This window comes from Pseudomonas sp. GW821-FHT09E04, from assembly GCF_059416185.1.
This window is the reverse complement of record NZ_JBWKOR010000007.1, coordinates 313540-325307: the sequence shown is the minus strand read 5'-3', so window position 1 is coordinate 325307 and position 11768 is coordinate 313540. Positions and strand designations below refer to the sequence as shown.

Below are 11768 nucleotides of genomic sequence, written 5' to 3'. Positions count from 1 at the left end.
AGTAGGTCATCGTCAAGATTAAATTCCGAAACCCCAATTGCGAAAGCAGTTGGGGTTTTGTTTTGCCCGCAGGAAAGCGGGTTGTTTGAATTCTATGCAACAGCTCGGTGCATGGCTATTATTCGGGCCTCATTCCGAGGCGAGACCTGCATGCTGACGTTGTTGAACCTTCTGAAGGATGGGCGATTCCATTCCGGTCAGGCTCTGGGAGTTGCCCTGGGAATTAGTCGAAGTGCAGTGTGGAAGCAGCTTCAACACCTGGAGGCTGAGCTTGGGCTATCCATACATAAAGTCCGGGGGCGGGGCTACCAGTTGGCCTCACCACTGGAGTTGCTTGACTCGCTCAAGATAGAGGAAAGTCTTGCCGGCTGGCCTGTGAGTGTCTTCGACTCCATCGACTCTACTAACGCAGAGTCGCTGCGTGCCGTTGATCGGGGTCAAATGGCGCCCTTTCTGGTACTGGCTGAACGGCAAATCTCCGGACGTGGTCGTCGAGGTCGCAAATGGGTAAGTCCGTTTGCCGAGAACCTCTATTACAGTCTCGTATTGCGTATTGATGGTGGGATGCGTCAACTTGAAGGACTAAGTCTTGTTGTCGGTCTCGCGGTCATGCAAACCCTCCGTGCGCTTGGGGTGTCGGGTGCGGGGCTGAAGTGGCCCAATGACGTTTTGGCTGGGCGCAAAAAAATCGCCGGGATCTTGCTGGAACTGGTCGGAGATCCGGCAGACGTGTGTCATGTAGTGCTGGGTGTTGGCATTAACGTGAACATGCAGGCCACTGACGAGGTTGATCAGCAATGGACCTCGATACGGCTCGAGTCGGGAAAAACTTGTGATCGCAATGTTCTGGTGGTTGAGCTGAGCAAGCAGTTGCAGCTTTATCTGCAGCGTCATCAATCAGGAGGTTTCTCTGCGCTTCAGGCGGAGTGGGAAGCGAATCACTTATGGCAGGGACTGCCGGTTTCTCTCACGGCGGGTGTCAATCAGATAGATGGCGTGGTGCTGGGGATCGATAATCAAGGTGCGCTACGGCTGAAGGTGGATGGCGTGGAGAAAGTCTTTAGTGGTGGTGAGCTCAGCTTGAGGTTGCGTGATGATTCTTGAGCTTGATTGCGGAAACAGTTTTATCAAGTGGCGGGTGCTGGATGCCGAGGCAGGTGCCCTGGTCGCGGAAGGGGTGGTCGACTCCGATGAGGCATTGGTCAGCGGCCTTCGTTCGCTCGATAAATTGTCTCTCGGCAAATGCCGCCTTGTCAGTGTGAGAACTGAAGATGAGACCAATTTGCTGATTGGTTTTCTCAAGCGTGAGTTCGATATTTCCGTTGTCTGTGCGACACCTGCTCGCGAAATGTCCGGCGTCAAAAATGGTTACGAAGACTACGAGCGTTTAGGCCTTGATCGTTGGCTGGCGATGCTCGGTGGTTTTCATCTGGCTGGTGGGGCGTGCCTGGTTCTCGATTTCGGGACAGCGGTGACTGCTGATTTCATCTCGTCGGATGGTGAGCACCTGGGAGGCTTCATTGGTCCTGGTATGCCGCTAATGCGCAATCAATTGCGTACGCATACTCGAAAGATTCGCTATGGCGATCTGGCGGCGGAACGGGCATTGGCGAGTCACGCTCCTGGGCGCAATACGGTCGAGGCGGTGGAGCGTGGCTGTTCGTTGATGCTCAGAGGATTCGTATTGACGCAGTTGGAGATGGCGCGCTCCTACTGGGGTGAAAGCTTCAGTGTCTTCATCACGGGTGGTGATGCCGAGTTGGTGTCGGATGTCGCGCCTGAGGCTCGGGTCGTTTCCGATTTGGTGTTCGTAGGTTTGGCTATGGCATGTCCTTTGTCCTGAGGTTTGTATGCGTTGGTTGTTTCTCCTGCTTCTGGTACTCAATGTGTTTTATTACGTCTGGCATCAACAGGAGGCTCCATTGCGTGCAAAGGACGTCACGCCTCTCAGTCTTTATCGTGGTTCGCAGCAGGATATCCGTTTGCTGAGTGAGGCTGGTGATGCCTCGCGAGGTGCGAAGGCTGATGGGCAGTGTCTATATATAGGTGGTTCGGGTCGTCCTGAAACTGCGCAGGCGCTGGAACAGCGCCTGAGTGAGCTTGGTGCGAAAGCTCAGCCTTTGCCGAAAGACCTTTCCAGCAATGCATATTGGTTCCGAATCACGCCTGAAACCCAGCGTTTCCTGGGTGATACTCAGTTGCAAAACCTTTCCAAGGAATTCAATGAGTTAAAACACAAAATAATGCTGTGCGAGGGGGTTGCACCTGCGGAATAGTTTGCATAGAATGGCGCCCGCTCCACAGCGAAGACCTGAAAAGGTTGAAGCGGTAGGGTGATGTCAAAGCAGCTAACCTCAGGTTTTTAAATGAGAAAATGCTTGACAAGGGTTTGGCATAGTATAGAATGCCGGCCTGATTAGGAGGGGTTCCCGAGCGGCCAAAGGGATCAGACTGTAAATCTGACGTCTACGACTTCGAAGGTTCGAATCCTTCTCCCTCCACCAGATTTTAGCGTGAGCTGCAGGCTCCGCGGGTATAGTTTAGTGGTAGAACCTCAGCCTTCCAAGCTGATGATGCGGGTTCGATTCCCGCTACCCGCTCCAAGTTTGCAGGTTGTGCAAAGTGTTACGCTCTTGTAGCTCAGTTGGTAGAGCACACCCTTGGTAAGGGTGAGGTCAGCGGTTCAAATCCGCTCAAGAGCTCCATATAACAAGGCAGATATGAAAATATCTGCCTTTGTTTTAATGGCTAGGGTTGTTTGCTTATTTCTTCTGTGAGGGGTGATATCGATGGCTAAGGAAAAATTTGATCGTTCCCTACCGCACGTCAACGTCGGAACTATCGGTCACGTTGACCACGGTAAAACCACTCTGACCGCTGCTCTGACTCGCGTCTGCTCCGAAGTTTTCGGTTCGGCCGTAGTTGAATTCGACAAGATCGACAGCGCTCCAGAAGAAAAAGCTCGTGGTATCACCATCAACACCGCGCACGTTGAGTACAACTCGACTATTCGTCACTACGCTCACGTTGACTGCCCAGGTCACGCTGACTACGTGAAGAACATGATCACCGGTGCTGCCCAGATGGACGGCGCGATCCTGGTTTGCTCGGCCGCTGATGGTCCGATGCCACAAACCCGTGAGCACATCCTGCTGTCCCGTCAGGTAGGCGTTCCGTACATCGTGGTTTTCCTGAACAAGGCTGACCTGGTAGACGACGCTGAGCTGCTGGAACTGGTTGAGATGGAGGTTCGCGACCTGCTGTCGACCTACGACTTCCCAGGCGACGACACTCCGATCATCATCGGTTCGGCTCGTATGGCGCTGGAAGGCAAAGACGACAACGAAATGGGCACCACTGCCGTTCGTAAACTGGTTGAGACTCTGGATACCTACATCCCTGAGCCAGTTCGTATGATCGACAAGCCATTCCTGATGCCAATCGAAGACGTATTCTCGATCTCGGGTCGCGGTACTGTTGTGACTGGTCGTATCGAGCGCGGTATCGTTCGCGTTCAAGATGCTCTGGAAATCGTTGGTCTGCGTGACACCACCACCACCACCTGCACCGGTGTTGAGATGTTCCGCAAGCTGCTGGACGAAGGTCGTGCTGGCGAGAACTGCGGCGTTCTGCTGCGTGGCACCAAGCGTGACGACGTTGAGCGTGGTCAGGTTCTGGTTAAGCCGGGTTCGGTTAAGCCGCACACCAAGTTCACCGCAGAAGTTTACGTTCTGAGCAAGGAAGAAGGCGGTCGTCACACTCCGTTCTTCAAAGGCTACCGTCCACAGTTCTACTTCCGTACTACTGACGTGACTGGTAACTGCGAGCTGCCAGAAGGCGTTGAAATGGTAATGCCAGGTGACAACATTCAGATGACTGTTACCCTGATCAAAACCATCGCGATGGAAGACGGTCTGCGTTTCGCTATCCGTGAAGGCGGTCGTACCGTCGGCGCTGGCGTCGTAGCCAAAATCATCGAGTAAGTAGTTGTAATGTATTTTTCAGGCCGGCATAATGGTCGGCCTGATTTTGTTTTAGGTCAGTAGCTCAATTGGCAGAGCGACGGTCTCCAAAACCGTAGGTTGGGGGTTCGATTCCCTCCTGACCTGCCAGATTCACTCGGTGTGTCTGGCTTTCTTTTCACAGGATCTTCATAGATGACTCCTAAGGCTGAAGCTCAAGGCTCTCGCTTCGATCTGCTTAAGTGGCTTGTAGTGGTCGCTTTGGTGATTGTTGGCGTTGTAGGCAATCAGTATTACTCTGCTTCGCCGATCCTGTACCGCGTACTCGCATTGCTTGTCATTGCTGCTGTAGCTGCCTTTGTAGGCCTGCAGACTGCCAAGGGCAAGTCTTTCTTTGTACTGGTTAAGGAAGCTCGCACCGAGATTCGTAAAGTCGTATGGCCAACTCGCCAAGAAACCACGCAGACCACGTTGATTGTTGTGGCTGTTGTTCTGGTTATGGCGTTGCTGTTGTGGGGGCTTGATTCCCTGCTCGGCTGGCTTGTTTCCTTGATTGTCGGCTAAGGGTGTCCCGTGGCTAAGCGTTGGTACGTTGTGCATGCTTATTCGGGTTACGAGAAGCATGTAATGCGCTCGCTGATCGAGCGTGTAAAGCTGGCTGGCATGGAAGATGGCTTCGGCGAAATTCTGGTTCCCACTGAAGAAGTGGTTGAAATGCGTAATGGCCAGAAGCGCAAAAGCGAACGTAAGTTCTTCCCTGGCTATGTGCTGGTCCAGATGGATATGAACGAGGGTACTTGGCACTTGGTCAAGGATACTCCTCGGGTGATGGGTTTTATCGGCGGTACTGCTGATAAGCCTGCACCAATCACTGATAAAGAAGCAGAGGCGATCCTGCGTCGCGTTGCTGACGGTAGCGACAAGCCGAAGCCGAAGACGTTGTTCGAGCCAGGTGAAACCGTTCGTGTCAATGACGGTCCTTTCGCTGACTTTAACGGTGTTGTTGAAGAAGTTAACTACGAAAAGAGCCGGATCCAAGTGGCGGTGCTCATTTTCGGTCGCTCTACTCCGGTAGAGTTGGAGTTCAGTCAGGTCGAAAAGGTCTAACTGGACAAGCATCCCAACCCCGCAGCCCTAGGCTGTGGGGTTTTGTCGTCACTGGGATAAACGCGCAAGTAACCGGGGAGCCTTTCGAGGCGATCGAACCCGTAATTGGAGTGCCTCATGGCCAAGAAGATTACCGCTTACATCAAGCTGCAAGTGAAGGCCGCTCAGGCTAACCCAAGTCCACCTGTTGGTCCTGCTCTGGGTCAGCACGGCGTGAACATCATGGAATTCTGCAAAGCTTTCAACGCCCGTACCCAGGGCCTGGAAGCTGGTCTGCCGACTCCAGTGATCATCACTGTCTACAGCGACCGTAGCTTCACTTTCGAAACCAAATCCACCCCTGCTTCGGTTCTGCTGAAGAAGGCGGCCGGTCTGACCAGCGGTTCCGCTCGTCCGAACACCGTTAAGGTTGGCACTGTTACCCGTGCTCAGCTGGAAGAAATCGCGAAAACCAAAAACGCGGATCTGACTGCAGCTGATATGGATGCAGCCGTGCGTACTATCGCCGGTTCTGCTCGTAGCATGGGCCTTAACGTGGAGGGTGTGTAATGGCTAAGCTGACCAAGCGTCAAAAGGCTATCGCCGGCAAAATCGAAGCAGGCAAGGCCTACAACTTTGTAGACGCCGCTGCACTGCTGGCCGAGCTGTCGACTGTCAAGTTCAGCGAGTCGTTTGACGTTGCTGTAAACCTGGGCGTAGACCCGCGTAAATCCGACCAGGTCGTTCGTAGCGCTACTGTGCTGCCACACGGCACTGGCAAGACCGTTCGCGTTGCTGTGTTCACCCAGGGTCCAGCTGCTGAGGCCGCTCTGGCTGCCGGCGCTGACCGTGTAGGTATGGACGACCTGGCTGCCGAAATGAAAGGCGGCGACCTGAACTACGACGTAGTGATCGCATCCCCGGATGCCATGCGCGTTGTAGGTCAACTGGGTCAGATCCTCGGTCCACGTGGCCTGATGCCTAACCCGAAAGTCGGCACCGTAACTCCAGACGTAGCCACCGCGGTTAAAAACGCCAAGGCTGGTCAGGTTCGTTATCGCACCGACAAAAACGGCATCATCCACACTTCCGTTGGCAAGATCGGCTTCGATGCCGTCAAGCTGAAGGAAAACGTTGAAGCCCTGATCGCTGATCTGAAGCGTATCAAGCCAGCTTCCTCGAAAGGCATCTACGTCAAGCGCGTTACCCTGAGCACCACTATGGGCCCAGGTCTGGTTATCGACCAGAGCTCGCTGGACGCGTAAGACAAAATTGGCACGAGTTTTCGTGCCAATCGAAAGATTGGGGTCCCTGCCTGGCGGGGGCTATCCAAGACCGTAGGCGGCGCAAGTCTTAAACCTCAAGCCTACGCAGATGGTGCTCCCGGTTCCTTACCGAATCAGACACCAAAACGACATTCGGTTTCGATCGAGTGAAACGGTAACAAGCAGGAGTTAAACCCGTGGCAATTAATCTCGAAGACAAGAAGGCCATCGTCGCTGAAGTCAACGAGGCTGCCAAAGTCGCTCTGTCCGCTGTCGTGGTTGATGCCCGTGGCGTAACAGTAGGCGCAATGACCGGACTCCGTAAAGAGGCTCGTGAAGCTGGCGTTTACGTACGTGTTGTACGTAACACCCTGCTCAAGCGCGCTGTTGCTGACACTCAATACAGTGTCCTCAACGACGTGTTCACCGGCCCGACCCTGATCGCATTCTCGAACGAACATCCGGGCGCTGCTGCTCGTATTTTCAAAGAGTTTTCGAAGGGTCAGGACAAGTTCGAGATCAAGGCAGCTGCGTTCGAGGGCAAGTTCCTCGCAGCTAATCAGATCGACGTTCTGGCAACTCTGCCGACCCGTGACGAAGCAATTTCCCAGCTGATGAGCGTGATTCAAGGCGCTACCAGCAAATTGGCTCGTACTCTGGCGGCAATTCGCGACCAGAAAGAAGCTGCTGCAGCCTAAGGCTCGTCAGCTTCTCGCGTTTTTTGTTTATTTCGATGGTCGCGTAGGCCGTCCCCCAATTCAGGAATTGAGTCATGTCTCTGACTAACGAACAAATCATCGAAGCAATCGGCCAGAAATCCGTAGTGGAAATCGTTGAGCTGATCAAAGCGATGGAAGAAACCTTCGGTGTTACCGCTGCTGCTGCTTCGGCTGGCCCAGCTGTAGCTGCTGCTGCTGTTGAAGAGCAAACCGAGTTCAACGTTGTTCTGCTGGAAGCTGGCGAGAAGAAGGTTAACGTGATCAAGGCAGTTCGCGAACTGACCGGTCTGGGCCTGAAAGAAGCCAAAGAGAAAGTAGACGGCGCTCCTCAGGTTGTAGCTGAAGGCGTTTCGAAAGAAGCTGCTGAAGACGCCAAGAAGAAGCTGGAAGAAGCAGGCGCTAAAGTCGAGCTGAAATAAGTATCGACTTTGCTCCTCCAGCCCGAGCGTCAAGCGACAGGCTGATGGCTGGTGGCTCTTGCCACCGGCCTTTTTCCGTTATTGGCAGCCGACTGGGTCGGTGCTGATAACGAGCTGTAACCACCCGATGCGGTGGCGCAAACCATGGGGTTTGCACGATTTTCTGGCTGCTCCCGTCGGGAGGGGCCAAACAAGCAGGTGACCAAGCTGGGGAACGCTGATGGCTTACTCATATACTGAGAAAAAACGTATCCGCAAGGACTTTAGCAAGTTGCCGGACGTCATGGATGTGCCTTACCTCCTGGCCATCCAGCTGGATTCGTATCGTGAATTCTTGCAAGCGGGAGCGACTAAAGATCAGTTCCGCGACGTGGGCCTGCATGCGGCCTTCAAATCCGTTTTCCCGATCATCAGCTACTCCGGCAATGCTGCGCTGGAGTACGTCGGTTATCGCCTGGGCGAACCGGCATTTGATGTCAAAGAATGCGTATTGCGCGGTGTAACTTTCGCCGTACCTTTGCGGGTAAAAGTGCGCCTGATCATTTTCGACAAAGAGTCGTCGAACAAAGCGATCAAGGACATCAAAGAGCAAGAAGTCTACATGGGTGAAATCCCCCTGATGACTGAGAACGGTACCTTCGTAATCAACGGTACCGAGCGTGTAATCGTTTCCCAGTTGCACCGCTCCCCGGGCGTGTTCTTCGACCACGACCGTGGCAAGACGCACAGCTCCGGCAAACTGCTGTACTCCGCGCGCATCATTCCTTACCGCGGTTCGTGGCTGGACTTCGAGTTCGACCCGAAGGATTGCGTATTCGTACGTATCGACCGTCGTCGCAAGCTGCCGGCCTCGGTTCTGCTGCGCGCGCTCGGCTATACCACCGAAGAAGTACTGGACGCGTTCTACACCACCAACGTATTCCACGTTAAGGGCGAAACCCTGAGCCTGGAACTGGTGCCTCAGCGCCTGCGTGGTGAAGTTGCAGTCCTCGACATCCAGGACGACAAAGGCAAGGTAATTGTCGAGCAGGGTCGTCGTATCACTGCCCGTCACATCAACCAGCTGGAAAAAGCCGGGATCAAAGAGCTGGACGTGCCTCTGGACTACGTCCTGGGTCGCACCACCGCCAAGGTCATCGTGCATCCGGCTACCGGCGAAATCCTGGCAGAGTGCAACACCGAGCTGTCGACTGAAGTCCTGGCGAAAATCGCCAAGGCCGGCGTCGTTCGCATCGAAACGCTGTACACCAACGACATCGACTGCGGTCCGTTCGTCTCCGACACTCTGAAGATCGACTCCACCAGCAACCAATTGGAAGCGCTGGTCGAAATCTATCGCATGATGCGTCCAGGCGAGCCGCCAACCAAAGACGCTGCCGAAACCCTGTTCAACAACCTGTTCTTCAGCCCTGAGCGTTATGACCTGTCTGCGGTCGGCCGGATGAAGTTCAACCGTCGTATCGGTCGTACCGAGATCGAAGGTTCGGGCGTGCTGTGCAAGGAAGATATCGTCGCGGTACTGAAGACTCTGGTCGACATCCGTAACGGTAAAGGCATCGTCGACGACATCGACCACCTGGGTAACCGTCGTGTTCGCTGCGTAGGCGAAATGGCCGAGAACCAGTTCCGCGTTGGCCTGGTGCGTGTTGAGCGTGCGGTCAAAGAGCGTCTGTCGATGGCCGAAAGCGAAGGCCTGATGCCGCAAGACCTGATCAACGCCAAGCCTGTGGCTGCGGCGGTGAAGGAGTTCTTCGGTTCCAGCCAGCTCTCGCAGTTCATGGACCAGAACAACCCGCTGTCCGAGATTACCCACAAGCGTCGTGTTTCTGCACTCGGCCCTGGCGGTCTGACTCGTGAGCGCGCGGGCTTCGAAGTTCGTGACGTACACCCGACTCACTACGGTCGTGTCTGCCCGATTGAAACGCCGGAAGGTCCGAACATCGGTCTGATCAACTCCCTGGCTGCTTACGCTCGCACCAACCAGTACGGCTTCCTCGAAAGCCCGTACCGTGTGGTGAAAGAGGGTGTGGTTACCGACGAGATCGTGTTCCTGTCCGCTATTGAAGAAGCCGATCACGTGATCGCGCAGGCTTCGGCGACCATGAACGACCAGAAAGTCCTGATCGACGAACTGGTAGCCGTACGTCACCTGAACGAATTCACCGTCAAGGCGCCTGAAGAAGTCACCTTGATGGACGTTTCGCCGAAGCAGGTAGTTTCGGTTGCAGCGTCGCTGATTCCGTTCCTCGAGCACGACGACGCCAACCGTGCGTTGATGGGTTCGAACATGCAGCGTCAAGCTGTACCAACCCTGCGTGCTGACAAGCCGCTGGTAGGTACCGGCATGGAGCGTAACGTGGCTCGCGACTCCGGCGTTTGCGTCGTGGCTCGTCGTGGCGGCGTGATCGACTCCGTTGATGCCAGCCGTATCGTGGTTCGTGTTGCCGATGACGAAGTTGAAACCGGCGAAGCTGGTGTCGACATCTACAACCTGACCAAGTACACCCGCTCGAACCAGAACACCTGCATCAACCAGCGTCCGCTGGTGAGCAAGGGTGATCGCGTTCAGCGTAGCGACATCATGGCCGACGGCCCGTCCACCGATATGGGTGAACTGGCACTGGGTCAGAACATGCGCATCGCGTTCATGGCATGGAACGGCTTCAACTTCGAAGACTCCATCTGCCTGTCCGAGCGTGTGGTTCAGGAAGACCGCTTCACCACGATCCACATCCAGGAACTGACCTGCGTGGCTCGTGACACCAAGCTTGGCCCAGAGGAAATCACTGCGGACATCCCGAACGTGGGTGAAGCTGCACTGAACAAACTGGACGAAGCCGGTATCGTTTACGTAGGTGCTGAAGTTGGCGCAGGCGACATCCTGGTAGGTAAGGTCACTCCGAAAGGCGAGACCCAACTGACTCCGGAAGAAAAACTGCTGCGTGCGATCTTCGGTGAAAAAGCCAGCGACGTTAAAGACACTTCCCTGCGTGTACCTACCGGTACCAAAGGTACTGTCATCGACGTGCAGGTCTTCACTCGTGACGGCGTTGAGCGTGATGCTCGTGCCTTGTCGATCGAGAAGACCCAGCTGGACGAGATCCGCAAGGATCTGAACGAAGAGTTCCGCATCGTTGAAGGCGCGACCTTCGAACGTCTGCGTTCCGCTCTGGTAGGCCACAAGGCTGAAGGCGGCGCGGGCCTGAAGAAAGGTCAGGACATCACCGACGAAGTGCTCGACGGTCTTGAGCATGGTCAGTGGTTCAAACTGCGCATGGCTGAAGATGCTCTGAACGAGCAGCTCGAGAAGGCTCAGGCCTACATCGTTGATCGTCGCCGTCTGCTGGACGACAAGTTCGAAGACAAGAAGCGCAAACTGCAGCAGGGCGATGACCTGGCTCCAGGCGTGCTGAAGATCGTCAAGGTTTACCTGGCAATCCGTCGTCGCATCCAGCCGGGCGACAAGATGGCCGGTCGTCACGGTAACAAGGGTGTGGTCTCCGTGATCATGCCGGTTGAAGACATGCCGCACGATGCCAATGGCACCCCGGTCGACGTGGTCCTCAACCCACTGGGTGTACCTTCGCGTATGAACGTTGGTCAGATCCTTGAAACCCACCTGGGCCTCGCGGCCAAAGGTCTGGGCGAGAAGATCAACCGGATGGTCGAAGAGCAGCGTAAAGTCGCTGAACTGCGTACCTTCCTGGACGAGATCTACAACCAGATCGGCGGTCGTAACGAAGATCTGGACAGCTTCTCCGATCAGGAAATCCTGGATCTGGCGAAGAACCTGCGTGGCGGCGTTCCAATGGCCACTCCAGTGTTCGACGGTGCCAAGGAAAGCGAAATCAAGGCCATGCTGAAACTGGCGGACCTGCCAGAAAGCGGCCAGATGCAGCTGACCGACGGCCGTACCGGCAACAAGTTCGAGCGTCCAGTTACCGTTGGCTACATGTACATGCTGAAGCTGAACCACTTGGTAGACGACAAGATGCACGCGCGTTCTACCGGTTCGTACAGCCTGGTTACCCAGCAGCCGCTGGGTGGTAAGGCACAGTTCGGTGGTCAGCGTTTCGGGGAGATGGAGGTCTGGGCACTGGAAGCATACGGTGCTGCTTACACTCTGCAAGAAATGCTCACAGTGAAGTCGGACGATGTGAACGGCCGGACCAAGATGTACAAAAACATCGTGGACGGCGATCACCGTATGGAGCCGGGCATGCCCGAGTCCTTCAACGTGTTGATCAAGGAAATTCGTTCCCTCGGCATCGATATCGATCTGGAAACCGAATAACACGTGACGCGATCGAGAGCGGG

At 55.0% G+C, this 11768-nt stretch carries 11 protein-coding genes and 4 tRNA genes; all 15 read left to right on the top strand.

Annotated features, from left to right (window positions below; translation table 11 throughout):
- Positions 1 to 150 precede the first annotated feature (150 nt).
- Positions 151 to 1104: a bifunctional biotin--[acetyl-CoA-carboxylase] ligase/biotin operon repressor BirA gene (birA, locus tag AC07N4_RS25565; RefSeq protein WP_493066426.1), complete on the top strand. Its 954-nt coding sequence runs from the start codon at positions 151 to 153 to the stop codon at positions 1102 to 1104.
- On the top strand, positions 1094 to 1843 hold the full coding sequence (locus AC07N4_RS25560; protein WP_102620890.1) for a pantothenate kinase: 750 nt from the start codon (positions 1094 to 1096) through the stop codon (positions 1841 to 1843). Before birA ends, AC07N4_RS25560 begins: the two co-directional genes overlap by 11 nt.
- A gap of 7 nt (positions 1844 to 1850) precedes the next feature.
- A complete protein-coding gene (locus AC07N4_RS25555) occupies positions 1851 to 2276 on the top strand; it encodes a hypothetical protein (protein WP_096823090.1) in 426 nt (141 codons plus the stop codon).
- A gap of 143 nt (positions 2277 to 2419) precedes the next feature.
- Positions 2420 to 2504, top strand: a tRNA-Tyr gene (locus AC07N4_RS25550).
- Positions 2505 to 2529: 25 nt separating this feature from the next.
- Positions 2530 to 2603, top strand: a tRNA-Gly gene (locus tag AC07N4_RS25545).
- Positions 2604 to 2629: 26 nt separating this feature from the next.
- Positions 2630 to 2705, top strand: a tRNA-Thr gene (locus tag AC07N4_RS25540).
- Positions 2706 to 2789: 84 nt separating this feature from the next.
- Positions 2790 to 3983, top strand: a complete 1194-nt coding sequence (gene tuf / locus AC07N4_RS25535; protein ID WP_024014521.1) for an elongation factor Tu — start codon at positions 2790 to 2792, stop codon at positions 3981 to 3983.
- A gap of 53 nt (positions 3984 to 4036) precedes the next feature.
- A tRNA-Trp gene (locus tag AC07N4_RS25530) sits at positions 4037 to 4112 on the top strand.
- A gap of 45 nt (positions 4113 to 4157) precedes the next feature.
- Positions 4158 to 4526 carry a preprotein translocase subunit SecE gene (secE, locus tag AC07N4_RS25525; protein WP_011063783.1) on the top strand — a complete coding sequence of 123 codons (369 nt, stop codon included), beginning with the start codon at positions 4158 to 4160 and terminating at the stop codon, positions 4524 to 4526.
- A 9-nt stretch (positions 4527 to 4535) separates the two neighbouring features.
- Positions 4536 to 5069, top strand: coding sequence for a transcription termination/antitermination protein NusG (nusG, locus tag AC07N4_RS25520; protein WP_007957598.1), 534 nt, complete (start codon positions 4536 to 4538; stop codon positions 5067 to 5069).
- Between the two features lie 117 nt (positions 5070 to 5186).
- Complete coding sequence (gene rplK, locus AC07N4_RS25515) at positions 5187 to 5618, top strand: 50S ribosomal protein L11 (protein ID WP_003228756.1); 432 nt, start codon at positions 5187 to 5189, stop codon at positions 5616 to 5618.
- Positions 5618 to 6313: a 50S ribosomal protein L1 gene (rplA, locus tag AC07N4_RS25510; RefSeq protein ID WP_003186095.1), complete on the top strand. Its 696-nt coding sequence runs from the start codon at positions 5618 to 5620 to the stop codon at positions 6311 to 6313. The genes rplK and rplA overlap by 1 nt, the downstream gene beginning before the upstream one ends.
- Positions 6314 to 6510: 197 nt before the next feature.
- Positions 6511 to 7011, top strand: coding sequence for a 50S ribosomal protein L10 (gene rplJ / locus AC07N4_RS25505; protein WP_085613345.1), 501 nt, complete (start codon positions 6511 to 6513; stop codon positions 7009 to 7011).
- Between the two features lie 74 nt (positions 7012 to 7085).
- Positions 7086 to 7451: a 50S ribosomal protein L7/L12 gene (gene rplL / locus AC07N4_RS25500; RefSeq protein ID WP_007962228.1), complete on the top strand. Its 366-nt coding sequence runs from the start codon at positions 7086 to 7088 to the stop codon at positions 7449 to 7451.
- A 220-nt stretch (positions 7452 to 7671) separates the two neighbouring features.
- Complete coding sequence (gene rpoB, locus AC07N4_RS25495; protein WP_096823077.1) at positions 7672 to 11745, top strand: DNA-directed RNA polymerase subunit beta; 4074 nt, start codon at positions 7672 to 7674, stop codon at positions 11743 to 11745.
- The last annotated feature ends 23 nt before the right edge of the window (positions 11746 to 11768 follow it).